This window comes from Cupriavidus basilensis (genome assembly GCF_029335485.1).
Lineage (GTDB): Bacteria > Pseudomonadota > Gammaproteobacteria > Burkholderiales > Burkholderiaceae > Cupriavidus > Cupriavidus basilensis_E.
Genome location: NZ_JARJLM010000715.1, coordinates 1 through 20,617, shown reverse-complemented (window position 1 = coordinate 20,617; position 20,617 = coordinate 1). Strand labels below are relative to the sequence as shown.

The window sequence follows — 20,617 nt, the reverse complement described above, 5'->3', positions numbered from 1 at the left end:
CAGGGCGGTTTGTCCTGCCACGCGCCCCGATCCTCATCCAGGCCGGAGCCTACCGGCATCCAGCGCAAGCAGTCACATGAACGTCCGTGAGTACTACGAACAGGAACTGAAGCAACGCGGCTACACGTCCGATGAAGCGCAACTGCGCGCCGTCGAGCGGCTGCAGCAGTGCTTTGACGAGTGGGTGGCCTACAAGAGCCGGCGCAACAGCACGCTGAAGAAGCTGCTGGTGCATCCGGACGTGCCCAAGGGCGTCTACCTGTGGGGCGGGGTGGGGCGCGGCAAGTCCTTCCTGATGGACAGCTTCTATACCTGTGTGCCGGTGGTGCGCAAGACGCGGCTGCACTTCCATGAATTCATGCGCGAGGTGCATCGCCAGCTGGAAGAACTGCGTGGCCGCCCGGATCCGCTGGACGAACTGGCCAAGCGCATTGCGCGCCGTTTCCGCCTGATCTGCTTTGACGAGTTTCACGTCAACGACGTCGCCGATGCGATGATCCTGCACCGCCTGCTGCAGCAATTGTTCGAGAACGGCGTGCAGTTCGTGATGACCTCCAACTACCGGCCCGACCTGCTGTATCCGGATGGCCTGCACCGGGACCGCGTGCTGCCGGCCATCGCGCTGCTGCAGCAGAAGCTCGATGTGCTCAATGTGGACGCCGGCATCGATTACCGCAAGCGCGCGCTCGAACAGGTGCAGGCTTATCTCACGCCGCTGGGCCCCGCGACCGGCTCGGCGCTGCGCCACGCCTATGCTGGCATTGCGGAGGTGGCCGACGAATCGCCCATCCTGCATATCGAGCACCGCGAGCTGCGCGCGCTGCGCCGCGCGGGCGGCGTGGTCTGGTTCGATTTCAACACGCTGTGCGGCGGGCCGCGCTCGCAGAACGATTACCTCGAGCTGGCCACCCAGTTCCACACGGTGATCCTGTCCGATGTGCCGAAGATGGCCCCGCGCATGTCGTCCGAGGCACGCCGCTTTACCTGGCTGATCGACGTTTTCTACGACCACAAGGTAAAGCTGCTGATCTCCGCGGAAGTGCCGGCCGATGAACTCTATACCGAAGGCCAGATGGCCAACGAGTTCAGCCGCACGGTGTCGCGCATCATCGAGATGCAGTCGCGCGAATACCTGGAAGCGCCGCGCCGCACGGTCGATACCTCGCTGACCTGAAGCGCCGGCCAGGGGTGTGGCTGTCCCCCGCTTGATCTGTATCAAGGCGGCTTGCCGCCGGGGCTCTTACCATGCAACTGGTAAAAAAGAGCCCCGATGCCGCCTTCTCCAGCCTGTTCCTTGCCCGATCTGCCCAATCCGCCGCTTGTACGCGCAAGCGGTGCGCCGGCGGCCGTCGCGCAGGACGGCTGTTTTCACTGCGGACAGCCGCTTCCGGCTGCTGAGCCTGCCCTGCATGCCAGCATCGACGGCCATGAGCAATCCTTCTGCTGCGGCGGTTGCCAGGCCTTGGCCCAGACCCTGCACGCGGCTGGCTTCGGCCACCTCTATGGCGACCAGGTCCGCTTTGCCCGTCCGATCGACGAGGCGGCGCGCCGCGAGGCCGAGCCCGTGTGGGCCGCCTATGACACCGACGAATTGCGGGCCCAGTTCGTGCGCCCGCTCGACGAGCGCCGTGCCGAGATTACGCTGGCGCCGGAGAATATCCGCTGCGCCGCCTGTGCCTGGCTGATCGAGCAGCATCTGGGCAGCCTGCCGGGCGTGGAGTCGGTCATCGCCAATGTGGCGACGCGCCGCGTGATGGTGCGCTGGCGCGCTGCCGAGCAGCCGGTCTCCGCCTTGCTCGCGGCGCTGGCCGCGATTGGCTATCTGGCGTGGCCTTTCGAGGTGTCGCGCTCGGATCGGCAGGACCGCCACGCGCGCCGTGGGCTGCTGATGCGCATGGCGGTAGCCATGCTGGGCATGATGCAGGTGATGATGTACGCATGGCCCATCTATACCCACGAAGCCAGCATCGATCCCGGACAGTTGCAGCTGATGCGCTGGGCCAGCCTGCTGCTGACCCTGCCGGTGGTGCTGTACTCGGCTTCGCCGATCTTCGCCGGGGCCTGGCGCAGTCTCAGGCAGCGCCATCTGGGCATGGACGTGCCGGTGGCGCTGGGGGTGGGCGCGGGCTTTCTCGCCAGCACCGTGGCGACGCTGCGGGGCGCCGGCGAGGTCTACTTCGACTCCGTGACCATGTTCGTGGCGTTTCTGCTGCTGGCGCGCTACCTTGAGCTGCGCGTGCGCCAGGCGTCGCGCAGTGGCGCCGAGATGCTGGCGCGGCAGTTGCCGGCCACCTGCGAGCGCTTGCGCACCGAAGGCGAGGCGAGCGAACGGGTGCCGGTGGCGCGCCTGCGCGCGGGCGACCTGATCCGCGTGAAGGCCGGCGAGGTTGTGCCGGCGGACGCCACCGTCGTCGCCGGCGCGAGCGAACTGGACGAGTCGATGCTGACCGGCGAGAGCCGTCCGGTGCCGCGCGGCATCGGCGATCCGGTGCTGGCGGGCTGCTTCAACACCAGCAGTCCGCTCGAGCTGCGCGTGGCCAAGGTAGGCGCGGCCACGCGGCTGGCCGAGATCGTCGCGGTGCTTGACCGTGCGCTGGCCGAGAAGCCGCGGCTGGCCACCGTGGCCGATCGCGTCGCCGGCTGGTTCGTGGCGATATTGCTGGTGCTGGCGGCGCTTGCCGGGGTGGTCTGGTGGGCCTGGATCGATCCGTCGCGCGCGCTGCTGGTGACGGTGGCGGTGCTGGTGGTGAGCTGCCCCTGCGCGCTCTCGCTGGCGACGCCGGCGGCGCTGGCCGCTGCCGGCGCGGCGCTGTCTCGCCGCGGGCTGCTGCTGACGCGCGGCCATGCGCTGGAAACCCTGGCCGGCGTCACCGATGTGATGCTCGACAAGACCGGCACGCTTACCCAAGGGCGTTTCATGCTGGCACAGACCGTGGTGCTGGGCGACGCCAGCGCCGATGCCTGCCTGCAGCTGGCCGCGCTCATGGAGCGCTCCGGCGAGCATCCCATCGCGCGCGGTATCGTCGAGGCGGCGCAGGCGCGGGGCCTTGCCGGCGGGACGCAGGCCATCGATACCGTGCGCAATGTGCCCGGGCAGGGCCTGGAAGCCGAGGTGGACGGGCAGCGCTACCGCCTGGGCCGGCGCGAGTTCGTGGCGGCGCTGGCGGCAAGCGGCAGCGTGGGCGAGGCCGGCGGACATGCGCGGGATAGCGCCGCTGCCCTGGCCGCCAGCCAGCGCAGCGGCGCCACGCTGGTATGGCTGGGCAACGCGGCGGGCGTGCTGGCCGTGTTCGTGCTGGCCGATGCCGAGCGCGAACAGTCGGTGCAGTTGCTAGCTGAGTTGCGCTCGCTCGGCGTGACCTGCCATCTTGTCTCCGGCGACACCCCGGAGACGGTTGGCTGGTGGGCCGGCTATTTCCACATTGCGCGGCACGAGGGTGGTGTTACCCCGGAGGGCAAGCGCGAATATGTGGAGCGCCTGCAGCGCGATGGCGCGGTGGTGCTGGCGGTGGGCGACGGTATCAACGACGCCCCCGTGCTGGCGCAGGCGCAGGTCTCGATCGCGATCGGCAGTGGCGCGCCGCTGGCGCAGGCAGGCGCCGACGCCGTGCTGACGCACGGGCGCATTGCCGAGGTCGCAAGCGCGCTGTGGATGGCGCGCCGCACGCGCCGCGTGGTGCGGCAGAACCTGGGCTGGGCCTTTACCTACAACGTGATCGCCATCCCGCTGGCGGCTACCGGCTATGTGACCGCCTGGATGGCGGGCATCGGCATGTCGGTGTCGTCGCTGCTGGTGGTGGCCAACGCCTGGCGCCTGCTGCGCGCGGGCAAGCCTGGAGACTGACGCATGGACATGCTCTACCTGCTGGTGCCGATGAGCCTGGTGCTGGTGGCCGTGATTGCCGGCGCGCTCTGGTGGGCGCTGCACGCCGGGCAATACGACGATCTCGACCGGCCCGGCGAAGCCATCCTGCTCGACAACGACACGCCCTGAGCCCTTCGCGGCCACGCCGGGCCGCCTTTTCCGCGTTTGTCCGGCCGCGCGCCGCGGCAGGGTTAGCCGTTTTCCGTGCAATGCGGCCCCGGTTTATGCGGATGTGAGACGCGCTGACACAAGAGTTCCCATGCATTCCGGAGCGATTGATACAGATCAAGACGGTCCGCGCCTGCTTTTCCTACAGTGACACCATTCCATCTTGTCTTGTTGTTTATCCAATCTGGGGGTCTGAATGGCTGTCACCGCCGCGTATTCTCGCGCCGACACCTTCAATTACGGGGTCGTGCGGCAATTTGCCGTCATGACGGTAGTGTGGGGGATCGTCGGTATGGCCGTAGGCGTGCTGCTCGCAGCACAGCTGATCTGGCCTGAACTTAATTTCAACACGCCGTGGCTGTCCTTCGGGCGCCTGCGTCCGCTGCATACCAATGCGGTCATCTTCGCCTTCGGCGGCAGCGCGCTGTTCGCCACGTCGTACTACATCGTGCAGCGTACCTGCCAGGCCCGGCTGTTCTGCGGCCCGCTGGCCGCGTTCACGTTCTGGGGCTGGCAACTGGTGATCGTCGCCGCGGCCATCACGCTGCCGATGGGCTTCACCAGCTCGAAGGAGTACGCCGAACTCGAATGGCCGATCGACATCCTGATCACGCTGGTCTGGGTGGCCTACGCGATCGTGTTCTTCGGCACCATCATGAAGCGCAAGACCCGCCATATCTACGTGGCCAACTGGTTCTTCGGCGCCTACATCCTGACCATCGCCATCCTGCATATCGTCAACAACGTCGAGATGCCGGTGTCGATGTGGAAGTCCTACTCGGCCTATGCCGGCGTGCAGGACGCCATGGTGCAGTGGTGGTACGGGCATAACGCGGTGGGTTTCTTCCTGACCACCAGCTTCCTGGGCATGATGTACTACTTCATCCCCAAGCAGGCCGGCCGCCCGATCTATTCCTACCGCCTGTCGATCGTTCACTTCTGGGCGCTCAACTTCACTTATATGTGGGCCGGTCCCCACCACCTGCAATACACCTCGCTGCCCGACTGGGCGCAATCGCTCGGCATGGTGTTCTCGCTGATCCTGCTGGCGCCTTCGTGGGGCGGCATGATCAACGGCATCATGACCTTGTCGGGCGCCTGGCACAAGCTGCGCACCGATCCCATCCTCAAGTTCCTGGTGGTGGCGCTGTCCTTCTACGGCATGGCGACCTTCGAAGGCTCGATGATGTCGATCAAGACCGTCAACGCGCTCTCGCACTACACGGACTGGACCATCGGCCACGTGCACTCCGGCGCGCTGGGCTGGGTCGCGATGATCTCGATCGGCTCGCTCTACTACCTGATTCCGCGGCTCTTCGGCGAGAAGGAGATGTACAGCGTGCGGCTGATCGAGCTGCACTTCTGGATCGCCACCATCGGCGTGGTGCTGTATATCGCCTCGATGTGGATCGCTGGCGTGATGGAAGGCCTGATGTGGCGTGCCACGCAGCCCGACGGCACGCTCACCTACGCCTTCGTGGAAGCCGTCAAGGCCAAGTATCCGTTCTACCTGATCCGCTTGCTGGGTGGCCTGTGCTTCCTCTCCGGCATGCTGCTGATGGCCTACAACGTGGCCCGGACCATCATCGGCAAGCCCGCCGTGGACGCGCCGATTCCGACCGGCGTCGCCGCCTCCGCCCATTGATCATTCCGGGATAGAAACGATGTCCGAAAAAAGAAGCTTCTTTACGCACGAGACCCTGGAGAAGAACATCGGCTGGCTGATCGTGTGCACCATCCTGGTGGTCAGCATCGCCGGGCTGGTCCAGATCGTGCCGCTGTTCTTCCAGCACTCCACCACGGAGCCCGATGCGGGGATCAAGCCGTATTCGCCGCTGCGCCTGATGGGCCGCGATATCTATATCCGCGAGGGCTGCGTGGGCTGCCATTCGCAGCAGGTGCGCACGCTGCAGGGCGATGTCGAACGCTATGGCCACTACTCGACGGCCGGCGAATCGGTCTACGACCACCCCTTCCTGTGGGGTTCCAAGCGTACCGGGCCCGACCTGGCGCGCGTGGGCGGCCGCTACTCCGACGACTGGCAGCGTATCCACCTGCGCAATCCGCGCGACGTGGTGCCCGAGTCGGTGATGCCGTCTTATCCGTGGCTCGAGAAGGCCGTGCTGCCGACCAACGATATCGGCGACCGCATGCGTGCGCTAAGACGCCTGGGCGTGCCCTATACGGATGCCGAGATCGAACAGGCTCCCGCCGCGCTGGCCAACAAGACCGAAGAAGACGCGCTGGTGGCGTACCTGCAGGAACTTGGCATCACCAAGCGCAACGTGCGTGTGGATACCGCCGCCGCCCAGGCCACGGCCGAGCCGGCCAAGGAGTAAGCGATGGCAATGATCACTGCATTCTCCACCGTGATTTCGCTGGTTGTCTTCATTGCAATCTGCTGGTGGGCCTGGTCGGCCGGCCGCCAGCCCGCTAACCAGGAATCGGCGATGCTGCCTTTCGCCTTGCCCGACGAGCCGTTGGCGGTGAGCCGCGACGGGCGCCGCCATGCAGGCAGCGCAAACCATACCAAGCAGGAACACTGAGTCATGAGCGACTTCTTCACGGATTTCTGGAGTTACTACATTGCCGCCATCGCGCTGGTCGGCATCGTATGGTGCGTGTGGCTGCTGTTCTCCCAGCGCAAGGTGGCCAAGGTCGCCGGCGCCACCGAAGACACCGGCCACGTGTGGGACGGCGATCTGCGCGAGTTGAACAATCCGCTGCCGCGCTGGTGGATGTGGATGTTCCTGCTGGCGTGCATCTTCGGCTTGGCCTACCTGGCGCTGTATCCCGGCCTGGGTTCCTATGCCGGCGCGCTCAAAACCTCCAGCCGGGTTGAACTGGAGGCGCACCGCAAGGCGGCCGAGCAGGTGCAGCGCGAGGTCTATGGCAAGTACATGCAGATGGACATCAAGCAGGTGGCGGCGGATCCGGGCGCGCGCGAGATCGGGCAGCGCCTGTTCCTCAACTACTGCGCGCAATGCCATGGCTCCGATGCGCACGGCGGCCGCGGCTTTCCCAACCTGACCGATGGCGACTGGCTGTACGGCGGAGACCCCGCCACCATCACCCAGACCATCACCAAGGGGCGCAATGGGGTGATGCCGTCGTTCGCTTCGACCATCGACGCCAAGCTGGCCGGCGACGTGGCGCAGTATGTGCGGTCCCTGTCGGGCCTGGCTTCCGACCCGATCCGTGCGTCGCGCGGCGAGGGCACGTTCAAGACCACCTGCGCTGCCTGCCATGGATCCACGGGCAAGGGCAACCAGGCGCTCGGCGCGCCCAATCTGTCCGACAATGTGTGGCTGTACGGCAGTTCGGAGGCGACCATCGTCGACGCCATCCTGAAAGGCCATAACAACCACATGCCGGCGCACGAGGAAATCCTCACGCCGGAGCGCATCCGCATGCTGACCGCCTATGTATGGGGCCTCTCCAACAGCGGCAGCGGCACGGATGCGGGAGGCGGGAAATGAGCCGCGCCATCGCTTGCCGGATCTTCATGCGCGCCGGCCAGGGTGAGCGCCCATGAACGCGCCTGAACCGGAACCGCTTGTCAGGACTGCGGCCGCCCAGGCGCCGCAGCGCAAGCGCGCCGCGCCCGTGGCAGACGCGGAAACCTCGGATGAAACCCTGTACGAAGTCCGGCGCAAGATCTATCCGCGCTCGGTGACGGGGGCGTTCTCGCGGTGGCGCGTCTGGCTGGTGCTGCTGACCCAGCTGTTCTTCTATGGCATGCCGTGGCTGAACTGGAACGGGCGCCAGGCCATGCTGTTCGATCTCGGGGCGCGCAAGTTCTATATCTTCGGCCTGGTGCTGTGGCCGCAGGACGTGATCTACCTGGCGGTGCTGCTGGTGATCTCCGCGCTCTCGCTGTTCCTGTTCACGGCGATCGCGGGACGCTTGTTCTGCGGCTATGCCTGTCCGCAGACGGTCTACACCGAGATTTTCATGTGGATCGAGCGGCATGTGGAAGGCGACCGCTTTGCCCGCATCCGCCTGGACGGCGATCCCTGGAGCGCGCGCAAGCTACGGCTGAAAGCGACCAAGCATTCGCTCTGGATACTGATCGCGCTTTGGACGGGCTTTACCTTCGTCGGTTACTTCTCGCCCATCCGCGAGCTGGGCGGCGAGGTGCTGAGCCTGTCGCTGGGCCCCTGGCAGACGTTCTGGATGCTGTTCTACGCCTTCTGCACCTGGGGCAACGCCGGCTTCATGCGCGAGCAGGTGTGCAAGTACATGTGTCCATACGCTCGCTTCCAGAGCGTGATGGTGGATCGCGACACCTATGTGGTGACGTATGACGTAGGCCGCGGCGAGCCGCGCGGCAGCCGCTCGCGCAAGGCCGATCCCACGGCCGCGGGGCTGGGCTCTTGCGTGAACTGCAGCATCTGCGTGCAGGTATGCCCCACCGGGATCGATATTCGCGATGGCCTGCAGTACGACTGCATCGGCTGCGGCGCCTGCATCGACGCCTGCGACCAGGTGATGGACAAGATGTCGTATCCGCGCGGGCTGATCCGCTACACGTCCGAGAACGCCATGCGCCGCGCGCTGTCGGCAACCGTGGCGCGCAAACGCCTGATCCGGCCGCGCACCGTGGTCTACTCGGTGATCTGGCTGGCACTGGTGGGCGGCTTCGTGGTGTCGCTGGCCATGCGCACGCCGCTGAAGGTCGACATCATTCGCGACCGCGGCGCGCTTGGCCGCGAAGTGGAAGGCCGCTGGATCGAGAACGTGTACCGCCTGCAGCTGATCAATACGACCGAAGCGCCGATGCGCGTCGCCATCCGCGCGAATAGCGACGAGTTGAAGGGAATCGCCGTGGAGTATGACCACAGTGCAGACGACCTGGCGCCGACCTCCAACCGGCTGATTCCGGTTCGCGTGCGTGTGCCGATCGAATCCGCGGGCCAGGGTACGCACAAGATCGAGGTGACCGTGACCGCGGCTGGCAATGAGGCCGAGGGAAGGAGCGGCGCCGAGATCCGGCAGAGCACCAGCTTTATCGTGCCGCGCAATCTTTGATGCAGCAAACCGGCGAGGCGGCCGGAAGACGAGACCGGAGGATCGGGCCTGGGCCCGGTCGCCGGACGCAAGGAATATGACCCAATATAAAGGAGGCCAGATGATGCAACAAAGCAATCCCTGGTGGAAGGAGCCCTGGCCATGGCTGCTGATGAGCGGGCCATTGCTGGCGATGGTGGCCTGCGGCGTCACCATCTGGCTGGCGATGTCGCATCCGGATCAGCCCATTGTCGAAGGCGTGTCGCGGCACGGGCTGGTGGTTGAAAAGACCGGCGTTGCCGCACGGCAGGCAGTACCCGCCGCGGTCCAGGCGAGGTGACCATGAGACTACGCTGGCTGATGTGGGTGCTATGGCCCGCCTTCCTGGTTGCCGGATTGACGACCGCGCTGGTGTTTTCCATGGTCGACCCCGGTGACCTGCGGTTCTTCGGGCAGCCGGTGGAAGCGTCGCGGGAGGCCGTCTATACGGTGGGCTTCCTGGTCGCGTGGCTGCTTTGTTCGCTGTCGAGCGGCCTGACGCTGTACACCATGCCCACGCGCCTGGCAGAGACAGACGAGCTGGAGTGAACGCGATGCGCGCCTTCCCGGCTCAGGCGAGAGGGCGTGGCATCGCGGCGAACCCGCCGGCGCAGGGACGCGTTCGCGCAGGCCCGGCGGTGCGGCGTGGGAAGGACGGCCGCCGGGGCAGTCGGTGCCGGCAATGCGGGAGCGCGGGCCGCAGGAACCTCACGGCTCCGGCCGGGCAGTGCCTGCCGGCCGCGCTAGCAGGATTTGTTGACGATCTGCTTGATGCCAGCCATGTCGACCAGTTTGACGTGGCGCTGGCGGATCTGGATCAGCCCGGCCTCCGCAAAGCGGGAGAACAGGCGGCTGACGGTCTCGAGCTTGAGCCCCAGATAGCTGCCGATTTCCTCGCGGCTCATGCGCAGCACGAACTCGGAAGCGGAGTAGCCGCGCGCGGAAAGCCGTTCGGACAGGTTGATCAGGAAGGCGGCAAGCCGCTCTTCGGCGCGCATCGAGCCGAGCGTGATCAGCATGACCTGGTCCTGCGAGATTTCCTTGCTCATCAGCCGCATGAACTGATGCTGCAGGGACGGCAGGACGCCGGAGAGCGACTGGAGGTCGCCGAAGCGCACTACGCAGACTTCGGTATCCTCGAGCGCGGTCGCATCCGAGGCATGTTGCATTTCGCCCAGGCCGTCGAGCCCGACGACTTCGCCGGGGAGATGGAAGCCTGTAATCTGCGAACGGCCGTCCTCCATCGTCAGATGGGTCTTGAGCGTGCCGAAGCGGATCGCGTAGACGGCGGTGAGCGGATCGCCAAGGCGGTACAGGGTCTCGCCCTTGCGTACGCGCACGCGTTCCTGCACCAGCGAATCCATTTTTTCGAGGTCCTGCTGCGACATGCCAACGGGCAGGCAGAGCTGGCCCAGCGAGCAAGTGGAGCAGCGGGGCGACATCTCGGATATGGGAATGGATGTGAGCAATTGGGGCCTGTCGGTTTAGCGCAGTCAATCCAGCCCGGTGTGGCGAGCGTATGGATTGAAAGCTTGACGTTGATAGCTGTCGGTTGGAAGCACTATCAGCATAAGCCTGGCGCGCGAGTCTGGCCGGCTTGCGCCGTGCCTTGCCCGCCGTCATTGGTGGCGATTGCGCGTCGCCGCGGGCGCCTGGCCTTATGTCGATAGCGCCTCTTGAAGCTGCGGGGGCGCGTTGGGCGCATTTTACCGCGCCACGTGATGCGATTGGGAGGGGAAGTTGACCATAGGCGTGCTTTTCAGCGTATTTACCCTGGCTTTGCTGGGTGGAGTGCATTGCGCGGCCATGTGTGGCGGGATTGCACTGGCAGCAGAGCAGGGCGGGGTGGCGCGCGTGCCTGCCACCATCCTTCGGCGTCCGGGCCACTGGTTGCTCGAGTTGCTGGTCATGCATGCCGGCCGGCTCAGCATGTATGCGGTGCTGGGCGCCTTGCTGGGCGCCCTCGGCGCGGGCGTCTGGAAGGCGCAATACCTGCCGCTGCAGCGGTGGCTGTTCGGTATCGGCAGCGTCATGCTGGTGTTGTCGGGCCTGTGGATGCTGCGCGGGCGCAGCGTGGGCGCCGCATGGCTGGAACGGCTGGCCGCACGTGGTGCCGGCGGTCTGCTGCGCGGTGTTTCCGGTGTCGCGGCGCGCCTGCCGGCGGCGGCCCTGCCGCAAGGGCGATTGCTGCGCCGCTACGGCATGGGCCTGGCCTGGGGGCTGGTGCCGTGTGGTATGGTCTACGGCGCCCTCGCCATGGCGCTGCTGGCTGGAAATGCGCCGTCTGGCGCACTTGTGATGAGCGTATTCGGTCTTGGCACCTTGCCCAACCTGCTGGTGATCTCAGGACTTTCCGGCTATCTCCGCCAGTTGTCGCGCCGGCCCGTGGTGCGTACCGGGGCCGGCCTGGCGGTGGCCGCCTTCGGCGTGGCCGGGGTGGCGCGGGCGCTGCTATTGCCTGAGTCCCTGGCCGCACATGGCTTCTGTCTGGTGTTCTGATATCTTGCATAGTGTTGTAGCCGGCACCTCGCTAGTCATCCACCCGTGCGAATCGGTTGCAGGTTTGCCCGGGAATGCCATACAATCGCAAGAACAACGATATCGCGCAGCGTATTTCATCGTGGCATCGTCAGGCAGCATTCGCTCGCAGGGATGCTTGCCAGGAACTTCCGGGCAGGTATTAGCGCCAGGTACCGTTCCCCTTCCGCCGTCCGGTTCAAAAGATTCGGTTCAAAAGACCAGCCACGGCAGGGCGGGGTGAAATAGGCCAGCAGGGCCGATATCCATATTTTTCTTGCACCCGGAGCGATGCATTTTGCGCCGGACAGGTCCGCCACATCAGGGGGAAGGCGCGACGCAAGGGCTCCGTCGACCGGCAGGTAAAGCCGGTGGCCGGGCGATCTCCTGCCGGCCAGGTCCGGCACCCGATGCAATAAGGAAAGCGCACAACCGGCATGCATCAAGCATGCGGTTGGCTGCGCGGTCAGATGGCGGTGGCACCCTACCGCTGAACCCGCAATCTCCAGTGCGCCCGGGCTTGTCCGGGGCGCAGGTGCAAAGACAGGCTGCACGCAATCAACATGAATACCCAAGAGGCGAAGATCGTCCTCGAGACCGCGCTGATCTGTGCGCAGGAACCCTTGCGCGTCAATGACTTGCGCCGGCTGTTTACCGACGATGTCGGTGCCGACACCATTCGGGTGCTGCTCGAAGAGCTGCGCCGCGACTGGGAGCAACGGGGCGTGGAACTCGTGGCGCTGGCCAGTGGCTGGCGTTTCCAGAGCCGCCCGGCCATGCGCGAATACCTGGACCGGCTGAATCCCGAAAAACCGCCCAAGTATTCCCGCGCGGTGATGGAGACGCTGGCGATCATTGCCTACCGGCAGCCGGTCACCCGGGGCGATATCGAGGAAATCCGCGGTGTCACGGTCAGCACCGAGGTTGTCAAGAAGCTGGAGGACCGCAGCTGGATCGAAGTGATCGGCCACCGCGACGTACCGGGCCGGCCGGCGCTGTACGCCACGACCAAGACCTTCCTCGATGATCTTGGCCTGCGTACGCTCGATGAGCTGCCGCCGCTGGAAGATCCGCAGGCGCAGGCGCAGGTCGCGCTGCTGAACCAGGAGGCCATCGATTTCGAGTCTCTGGGTGGCGTGCCCGACGCACCGGCCGGCAGTGACGAAGAAGCGTTCGCGCAAGCCGGGCTGGAACAACCCGAGGCCGGCACCGACAGCGTGAATGCAGCCCCGGCGATCGAGCAGGAAGAGCCCGGCGCTGCCGAAACCGCTGCACAGGGCGATGCGGGGATCGGCTTGGGTGCGGCAAACGACCAAGACGACGCAGGCGATGCGGGCACGGCCCCTGTCGATGCGCCAGCCGCCGAATCGAAGCAGCCCTTCGCGGTCGCATTCGACGATCTGGAAGCCCCGGCGGTCGATGATGCCGCCGAAGCCGCGGATCGGGATGAAGTCCCGGCGCTGGCCGAGGTTGTGCCAGCGGCCGGGATTGAAGTGCCGCCGACTCCCGGGCCGGTGAATGAGCCGGAGTCCACCGCATCCTCCGGCGAACGCCTTGATGGCGCGGCCGCCGAGGAAACCGTCATCGACGGCGAAACAGATGAGCAAACGGAAGTGCCCGCTAACGGTTACCACATGCAAGTGGCCTCCGGCGAGCAGGAGTCCGAAGTCCCGGCTTCGTCCCAGGCGAATCCGGCGCACCCCAGCGAGCACGACGAGCGCGTGTCCAACTGAACACCATGCAACATCCGAATGTGAATACCTTGTCCGATTCTGTTGATCAAGACGTCCGCCAGGCGGATACGCCGGCCGGCGACGCCGGCAATGCCGCCGAGGGCGGTGCCGGCACCGAAGGCGCACCGCGCCGCAAGGGCCTGCGCCGCGGGTTGCGCAACCTGGTAGCCACGCGCCGCCAGGCCGCGCAGGACCGCGACGGCGGGCGTGCCGCGGACGATGAGGTGGGCGCCCCGGGCGGCCAGGAGGCTGGCGCCACGGCGGACGCACAGGCCGGGCGCGGCGACGGCGCGAGGAAGGGGCGTACCCGTGGCAAGCGCAAGCCGGCCGACGGCGAGTCTCCGCAGGCCGGCGAGCCGCAGGGCGAGCGTCCCGCGCCGCGTGGCCGCCGCGCGGCTGGCGGTGCCGCCGCCGAGGGCGGGGGCGAGGTTGCCGGTGAAGCTGCCGGCGAGCGCCAGCGAGATGGCGCGCGCGCCAATCCCAACGGGGCACGCAAGCGCAAGCCGCAGCAAGGCCAGTCCGGTCAGCAGCCGCAAGGCGCCGGCCGGCGCCATGGCGCGGAAGGGCAGCAGGGCGGTGCGCGCCAGGCTGGCAAGGGTGGCAAGGGCAAGGGCGGCGCGCAGCGCCAGGCTCCGGGTGCGTCCGAGAAGGTGTCTGCCAGCCCCGCGGCCGGCGGCGAAGACCTGTTCCGCTTTGTCATCTCCGGCCAGTATGACCAGGAGGATAGCGGTGCTTCGCACGTCAAGGCCAAGCCGGTGCGGGAGCTGTCGGCGGATGACGATGCCCCCAAGCTGCACAAGGTGCTCGCCGAAGGCGGCCTGGGTTCGCGCCGGGAAATGGAAGAGCTGATCCTGCAAGGGCGCGTGTCGGTCAACGGCCTGCCGGCCCATATCGGCCAGCGTATCCTGCCGGCGGACCAGGTCCGCGTCAACGGCAAGCTGATCCACCGCCGTGTCTCGACCAAGCCGCCGCGCGTGCTGCTTTACCACAAGCCGTCCGGCGAGATCGTCAGCCAGTCGGATCCGGAAGGCCGTCCGACGGTTTTCGACAGCCTGCCGCGCATCAAGGCAGGGAAGTGGGTCGCCGTGGGCCGGCTCGACTTCAACACCGAGGGCTTGCTGATTTTCACGTCCTCGGGCGATATCGCCAACAAGTTCATGCATCCGCGCTATGGCGTGGAGCGTGAATACGCCGTGCGTACGCTGGGCGAGCTGGCCGAGGCCGATCGCCAGCGCCTGCTGCATGGCATCAAGCTCGACGATGGCGAGGCAAATTTCCTGCGCATCGCCGACGGCGGCGGCGAGGGGATCAACCACTGGTACCACGTGGCCCTGACCGAAGGCCGCAACCGCGAGGTGCGCCGCATGTTCGAGGCGGTCGGCCTGACCGTGTCGCGCCTGATCCGCACCCGCTATGGCCAGTTCCTGCTGCCGCGCGGCCTCAAGCGCGGCCGCTGGCAGGAACTCGAAGCCGACGATGTGCGCGCGCTGATGGCTTCCATCGGCCTGAAGGCGCCCTCCAAGGGCGACAGCGGTCCCAAGGGCGGCAGCAAGGTGGGAGGGCGCAAGCAACGCACTGAGGCAGCCATCGCTGGCATGCCGATGGTGACGGGCATGGACGGCCTGCCGCGCATCAACCGCGGCAGCGGCCCGCGCGGCAGTGGTGCCGGCCGTGGCCAGCCTGACCCGATGCAGACCTCGATGGGATATATCGGCGGCCCGACCCTGCTGACTTCGCATACCACCAAGCTTGGCGGCGGCGCGGCGGGTTCCCCGCGTGGTCCCGGCGGCCAGGGGCGTGGCGGTGGCCGTGGCGGCCGCGGCATGAGCGGACCCATGGGTCCCATGGGTGGGATGGGTGGCATGGGCGGTGGCCAGGGCCGCGGCCCGCGTCGCGGTGGCGGCGAGGTCAACGGCAATGTGATGCCGCAGGCAGGAAAGCCGGGTGGCAATCGCCGCCCTCGCGGCGGCGGCCGCGACGGCAACCGCTGACGCGATGCGGGGCGGGATGGCCAGGGTGGCCGCCGGACGGGGGCAAGAGCGGCGTGCGCCGCTTTCCTGTTCGGGTTCACCCGGCTGTCTTTGCCTTTCGCACCGTTTCAGCGTATAATCAAAGTCTATTCAAAAGTCATCCTGCAAAAGGGTGGGCGAATGATGGGCATTGCGCCCATTTTTTTTTGCTTCGCCCGTTTCGTGTGTTTGCCGTTGTTTCACGGCGCGCCGGTCGGGATGGCTGGCAGGCAAGCAGGCTGCAAGCCGTCAACTCAGACGGCCGTGCCGGTGGGCTGGGTCTGCCACGGTATTGATGGCCATTATTCGGGAATACAGTGCATCTGGCAGATTTGATCGAAACCACCCTGAACGGCATGGGGTACGAGCTGGTTGAGCTCGAGCGCGCTCCGGGCGGACTCATGCGCGTCTACATCGATCAGCCTGAAACCGGCATCGTCATTGAGGATTGCGAGAAGGTAAGCCGACAGCTTACCCACGTGCTGACCGTCGAGAACATCGACTACGAGCGCCTCGAAGTGTCCTCGCCGGGGCTGGACCGGCCGCTCAAGAAACTGGCTGACTACGTCCGCTTCGCGGGCCAGGAAGCCAGGGTCACCCTGCGTCTCCCGGTCAACGGACAGAAGAATTTCGTCGGCATTCTGCAGGCGCCCGCCGGTGAGCCGGGGGCGGAGCAGATCGGCCTCGAGTTCGAAGGACAAAACGGCACGGCACTGCTGGAATTCACCATATCCGATGTCGATCGCGCACGCCTGGTGCCGGTGATCGACTTCAAAGGAAATCAGAAAAAAGGGAACAAGCAATGAGCCGCGAAGTTCTGTTGCTCGTCGATGCGCTTGCGCGTGAGAAGAACGTCGACAAGGATGTGGTATTCGGTGCGCTGGAAGCGGCACTCGCTTCGGCAACCAAGAAGCGTTTCGAGGAAGACGTGGATATCCGCGTTGCCATCGATCGCGAGTCCGGTGAGCACGAGACGTTCCGCCGCTGGCTTGTGGTCCCCGATGAGCAGGGCCTGCAGGAGCCGGACAAGCAAATCCTCATGTTCGAGGCACGCGAGCAGAATCCGGACATCCAGCTGGACGAGTACATCGAAGAGCAGATCGAGTCGGTCGAGTTCGGCCGTATCGGCGCGCAGGCCGCCAAGCAGGTGATCCTGCAGAAGATCCGCGACGCCGAGCGCGAGCAGATCCTCAATGATTACCTGGATCGTGGCGAAAAGGTCATGACCGGCACGGTCAAGCGCGCCGACAAGAAGGGCCTGATCGTCGAGTCCGGCCGCGTGGAAGCGCTGCTGGCCCGCGACCAGATCATCCCCAAGGAAAACCTGCGCACCGGCGACCGCGTGCGCGCTTATATCCTGAATGTGGATCGCACCGCACGCGGACCGCAGATCGAGCTGTCGCGCACCGCGCCCGAGTTCCTGATCAAGCTCTTCGAGAATGAAGTGCCGGAAATGGAGCAGGGCCTGCTGGAGATCAAGGCTGCCGCCCGCGACCCGGGCGTGCGCGCCAAGATCGCCGTGGTGGCCCATGACAAGCGTATCGATCCGATCGGTACCTGCGTCGGTGTGCGCGGCACGCGGGTGACCGCGGTGCGCAACGAGATCGGCGGCGAGGCGGTTGACATCGTGCTGTGGTCGGAAGACCCGGCGCAGTTCGTGATTGGCGCGCTGGCGCCGGCACAGGTACAGTCGATTGTGGTCGACGAGGAAAAGCACAGCATGGACGTGGTGGTCGACGAGGAAAATCTCGCCGTCGCCATCGGCCGCAGCGGCCAGAACGTACGCCTGGCGTCCGAGCTGACCGGCTGGCAGATCAACATCATGACGCAGGAAGAATCGGCGCAGAAGCAGGCCGAGGAAAGCGACGTGGTGCGCAAGTTGTTCATGGCCAAGCTGGACGTGGACGAAGAAGTGGCTGACATCTTGATCGACGAAGGATTCTCCACGCTGGAAGAAGTGGCCTATGTGCCCATCAGCGAGATGTTGGAGATCGATGCCTTCGATGAAGATACCGTCAACGAGCTGCGCAACCGCGCACGCGATGCGCTCTTGACGATGGAACTGGCCCGGGAAGAGAAGGTGGAAGAGGTGTCGCAGGATCTGCGCTCGCTCGACGGCCTGACCCCGGAACTGATCGGCAAGCTGGCCGAAGGCAATATCCACACGCGTGACGAACTGGCCGAACTGGCCGTCGACGAACTTGTCGACATGGTTGGTCTCGGCGAGGAAGAAGCCCGCGCGCTGATCATGAAAGCACGGGAACATTGGTTTAACTGAGGGACACGCTCATGTAACGCTGGTTGAGGCTACTTGAGCGCGCATTCCACACACAACTGTCCCGACGTATAAACCGAGCATTGAAAGGGTTTGAATGGCAAGCACAACAGTTGCCCAACTGGCCGCAGAACTGAGCCGCAGCGCAGCTGCCCTGCTGGAACAATTGCAGGCAGCTGGGGTGGGCAAGGTGACGCCTGAAGACATCATCACCGAATCCGACAAGACCAAATTGCTGGATTACCTCAAGCGTTCGCACGGGGCGGCCGATGACAGCGCGCGCAAGAAGATCACGTTGACCAAGCGTGAGACCTCCGAGATCCGCCAGGCTGATTCCACCGGCAAGACTCGCACGGTGCAGGTCGAGGTGCGCAAGAAGCGTGTCCTGATCAAGCGCGACGAGGCCACGCCGGACGGCGCCGCCGACGGCCAGGAAGTGGTCGAGGTTCAGGTCGATGCCGCCGAACAGGCACGCCAGGAAGCGGAAGAGCGTCAACAGGCCGAAATGCTGGCACGCCAGGAAGCCGAGCTGAAGGCGCGTCATGAAGCCGCCGAACGCGAAGAAGCCGAGCGCCGCGCCAAGCAGGAAGCACTGGAGGCGGAAGAGCGCCGCCAGGCCGAACTCGCCGCCCGCAAGGCGGAAGAGGAAGCTGCCGCCCTGCGTGCCGCCGCTACCGCCGCTGCGCCCGAAGACGACGATTCGCGCAAGAAGGCCGAGGACGACAAGGCTCGCCTGGCGGCCGAGCGCGCCGCCGCGCAGAAGGCTGCCGACGAAGCCAAGCAGGCTGCCGACAAGGCGCGTGCCGAGCAGGACGCCGCCCGCAAGCGCCGCGAAGCCGCCGAAGCCGAAGCCCGCGCCATCCAGCAGATGCTGAATGCGCCGGCGCGCGTGCTCAAGGCGCCTTCGGAACGCAAGGCCGAAGAGAAGAAGGCCGAGCAGACCGGCACGCTGCACAAGCCGGTCAAGGCGCCGGGCACCGAAGTCAAGAAGGACGAGAAGAAGCCCGCTACCACCACTGCCACCGCTACCACCACGGTCGACAAGAAGACCGGCAAGGTAGTGAAGGCCGGTACTTCCTCGACCTGGCAGGACGAAGGCTCGAAGAAGAAGGGCAGCGGCCTGAAGACCCGCGGCGATTCGTCGGGTGGCGTCGGCGGCTGGCGCGGTGGTCCGCGCGGCCGTGGCAACCGTCATCAGCAGGACGATCGCGGCACCAATTTCCAGGCGCCGACGGAACCGGTGGTGCGTGAAGTGCACGTGCCGGAAACCATCTCGGTGGCGGATCTCGCGCACAAGATGGCGGTCAAGGCATCCGAGGTCATCAAGCAGATGATGAAGCTCGGCCAGATGGTGACCATCAACCAGGTGCTGGACCAGGAAACCGCCATGATCGTGGTGGAAGAAATGGGCCACAAGGCGTTTGCCGCCAAGCTGGACGATCCGGAAGCACTGCTGGTGGTGGGTGGCGAAGAGCACACCGACGCCGAACTGCTGCCGCGTCCGCCGGTCGTGACCGTGATGGGTCACGTCGACCACGGCAAGACCTCGCTGCTGGACTACATCCGCCGTGCCAAGGTGGCGGCGGGCGAAGCCGGCGGTATCACGCAGCATATCGGTGCCTACCATGTGGAAACCGAGCGCGGCGTGATCACCTTCCTGGACACCCCGGGTCACGAGGCCTTCACGGCCATGCGTGCCCGCGGTGCCAAGGCAACCGACATCGTCATCCTGGTGGTGGCGGCCGACGACGGCGTGATGCCGCAGACGAAGGAAGCCATCGCCCACGCCAAGGCGGCGGGCGTGCCCATCGTGGTGGCGATCAACAAGATCGACAAGCCCGAAGCCAACCCGGACCGCGTCAAGCAGGAACTGGTGGCCGAGCAGGTGCTGCCGGAAGAATACGGCGGTGATTCGCCGTTCGTACCGGTATCCGCCAAGACCGGCACCGGCATCGACGACCTGCTGGAGCAAGTGCTGCTGCAGGCCGAAGTGCTGGAGCTGAAGGCACCGGTGGACGCCCCGGCCAAGGGCCTGGTGGTGGAAGCCCAGCTGGACAAGGGCAAGGGCCCGATCGCGACCATCCTGGTCACCAGCGGCACGCTCAAGCGTGGCGACGTGGTGCTGGCTGGCAGCGCATACGGCCGTGTCCGCGCCATGCTGGACGAAACCGGCAAGCCGACCAAGGACGCGGGCCCCTCGATTCCGGTCGAGATCCAGGGCCTGTCCGAAGTGCCGGCCGCCGGCGAAGAAGTACTGGTACTGCCCGACGAGCGCAAGGCGCGCGAAATCGCGCTGTTCCGTCAGGGCAAGTTCCGCGACGTCAAGCTGGCCAAGCAGCAGGCGGCCAAGCTGGAAACCATGCTGGAGCAGATGAGCGAAGGCGAAGTGCAGACGCTGCCATTGATCGTCAAGGCCGACGTTCAGGGTTCGCAGGAAGCGCTGGTGCAATCGCTGCAGAAGCTCTCCACCGACGAAGTGCGCGTACAGATCGTGCACGGCGGCGTGGGCGGTATCTCGGAGTCGGACGTCAACCTGGCCACGGCCTCGAAGGCGGTCATCATCGGCTTCAACGTGCGTGCCGACGCTGGCGCGCGCAAGCTGGCCGAGAACAACGGCATCGATATCCGCTACTACAACATCATTTACGATGCGGTAGACGAGATCAAGGCGGCGATGTCGGGCATGCTGGCGCCGGAAAAGCGCGAAGTCACGCTGGGTACGGTCGAGGTGCGCCAGGTATTCCGCGTGCCGAAGATCGGTGCGGTGGCCGGTTGCATGGTTACCGACGGCCTGGTCAAGCGCACCGCCCTGGTGCGGGTGCTGCGCAACAACGTGGTCATCCATACCGGCGAGCTCGATTCGCTCAAGCGCTTCAAGGACGACGTCAAGGAAGTCAAGCAAGGCTTCGAGTGCGGTCTGTCGATCAAGAACTTCAACGACGTTCAGGAAGGCGACCAGCTCGAAGTGTATGAAATCACCGAGGTGGCGCGCACGCTGTAA

General features: G+C 65.8%; 17 protein-coding genes. 16 read left to right on the top strand and 1 reads right to left on the bottom strand.

Features of this window, described 5'->3' with window-relative positions:
- Positions 1-76 precede the first annotated feature (76 nt).
- The 10 genes from zapE to P3W85_RS43980 all read left to right on the top strand — a co-directional run bounded on the left by zapE (position 77) and on the right by P3W85_RS43980 (position 9,631).
- Positions 77-1,174, top strand: a complete 1,098-nt coding sequence (gene zapE / locus P3W85_RS44025) for a cell division protein ZapE (RefSeq protein ID WP_017225906.1) — start codon at positions 77-79, stop codon at positions 1,172-1,174.
- Between the two features lie 96 nt (positions 1,175-1,270).
- On the top strand, positions 1,271-3,844 hold the full coding sequence (locus tag P3W85_RS44020; protein ID WP_276269445.1) for a heavy metal translocating P-type ATPase: 2,574 nt from the start codon (positions 1,271-1,273) through the stop codon (positions 3,842-3,844).
- Positions 3,845-3,847: 3 nt separating this feature from the next.
- Positions 3,848-3,994: a cbb3-type cytochrome oxidase assembly protein CcoS gene (gene ccoS / locus P3W85_RS44015; protein WP_017229785.1), complete on the top strand. Its 147-nt coding sequence runs from the start codon at positions 3,848-3,850 to the stop codon at positions 3,992-3,994.
- A gap of 235 nt (positions 3,995-4,229) precedes the next feature.
- Complete coding sequence (gene ccoN / locus P3W85_RS44010) at positions 4,230-5,678, top strand: cytochrome-c oxidase, cbb3-type subunit I (protein ID WP_017229786.1); 1,449 nt, start codon at positions 4,230-4,232, stop codon at positions 5,676-5,678.
- Between the two features lie 19 nt (positions 5,679-5,697).
- Positions 5,698-6,372 (top strand): cytochrome-c oxidase, cbb3-type subunit II, encoded by a 675-nt coding sequence (ccoO, locus tag P3W85_RS44005; protein WP_276269444.1) that lies wholly within the window; start codon positions 5,698-5,700, stop codon positions 6,370-6,372.
- Positions 6,373-6,375: 3 nt separating this feature from the next.
- A complete protein-coding gene (locus tag P3W85_RS44000) occupies positions 6,376-6,579 on the top strand; it encodes a cbb3-type cytochrome oxidase subunit 3 (RefSeq protein WP_017229788.1) in 204 nt (67 codons plus the stop codon).
- 3 nt (positions 6,580-6,582) lie between these two features.
- Positions 6,583-7,512 (top strand): cytochrome-c oxidase, cbb3-type subunit III, encoded by a 930-nt coding sequence (gene ccoP, locus P3W85_RS43995; RefSeq protein WP_017229789.1) that lies wholly within the window; start codon positions 6,583-6,585, stop codon positions 7,510-7,512.
- A gap of 52 nt (positions 7,513-7,564) precedes the next feature.
- A complete protein-coding gene (gene ccoG / locus P3W85_RS43990; protein WP_276269443.1) occupies positions 7,565-9,064 on the top strand; it encodes a cytochrome c oxidase accessory protein CcoG in 1,500 nt (499 codons plus the stop codon).
- A 100-nt stretch (positions 9,065-9,164) separates the two neighbouring features.
- A complete protein-coding gene (locus P3W85_RS43985; protein ID WP_017229791.1) occupies positions 9,165-9,383 on the top strand; it encodes a FixH family protein in 219 nt (72 codons plus the stop codon).
- A gap of 2 nt (positions 9,384-9,385) precedes the next feature.
- Positions 9,386-9,631 (top strand): hypothetical protein, encoded by a 246-nt coding sequence (locus tag P3W85_RS43980; RefSeq protein ID WP_035816036.1) that lies wholly within the window; start codon positions 9,386-9,388, stop codon positions 9,629-9,631.
- Between the two features lie 194 nt (positions 9,632-9,825).
- On the opposite strand, the gene fnr is transcribed toward P3W85_RS43980, so the two are convergent.
- On the bottom strand, positions 9,826-10,551 hold the full coding sequence (gene fnr / locus P3W85_RS43975; RefSeq protein ID WP_035816037.1) for a fumarate/nitrate reduction transcriptional regulator Fnr: 726 nt from the start codon (positions 10,549-10,551) through the stop codon (positions 9,826-9,828).
- Positions 10,552-10,822: 271 nt separating this feature from the next.
- On the opposite strand from fnr, the gene P3W85_RS43970 reads away from it, so the two are divergent.
- The 6 genes from P3W85_RS43970 to infB all read left to right on the top strand — a co-directional run bounded on the left by P3W85_RS43970 (position 10,823) and on the right by infB (position 20,617).
- Positions 10,823-11,581: a sulfite exporter TauE/SafE family protein gene (locus P3W85_RS43970; protein WP_276269442.1), complete on the top strand. Its 759-nt coding sequence runs from the start codon at positions 10,823-10,825 to the stop codon at positions 11,579-11,581.
- 581 nt (positions 11,582-12,162) lie between these two features.
- Entirely contained in the window at positions 12,163-13,332 is a 1,170-nt protein-coding gene (gene scpB / locus P3W85_RS43965; protein WP_276269441.1) for an SMC-Scp complex subunit ScpB, read from the top strand.
- Positions 13,333-13,337: 5 nt separating this feature from the next.
- Positions 13,338-15,323 carry a 23S rRNA pseudouridine(2605) synthase RluB gene (rluB, locus tag P3W85_RS43960; protein ID WP_276269440.1) on the top strand — a complete coding sequence of 662 codons (1,986 nt, stop codon included), beginning with the start codon at positions 13,338-13,340 and terminating at the stop codon, positions 15,321-15,323.
- Between the two features lie 335 nt (positions 15,324-15,658).
- Positions 15,659-16,147, top strand: a complete 489-nt coding sequence (rimP, locus tag P3W85_RS43955) for a ribosome maturation factor RimP (RefSeq protein WP_017229859.1) — start codon at positions 15,659-15,661, stop codon at positions 16,145-16,147.
- A complete protein-coding gene (gene nusA, locus P3W85_RS43950; RefSeq protein WP_276269439.1) occupies positions 16,144-17,619 on the top strand; it encodes a transcription termination factor NusA in 1,476 nt (491 codons plus the stop codon). Before rimP ends, nusA begins: the two co-directional genes overlap by 4 nt.
- A gap of 94 nt (positions 17,620-17,713) precedes the next feature.
- Positions 17,714-20,617 carry a translation initiation factor IF-2 gene (gene infB / locus P3W85_RS43945; RefSeq protein WP_276269438.1) on the top strand — a complete coding sequence of 968 codons (2,904 nt, stop codon included), beginning with the start codon at positions 17,714-17,716 and terminating at the stop codon, positions 20,615-20,617.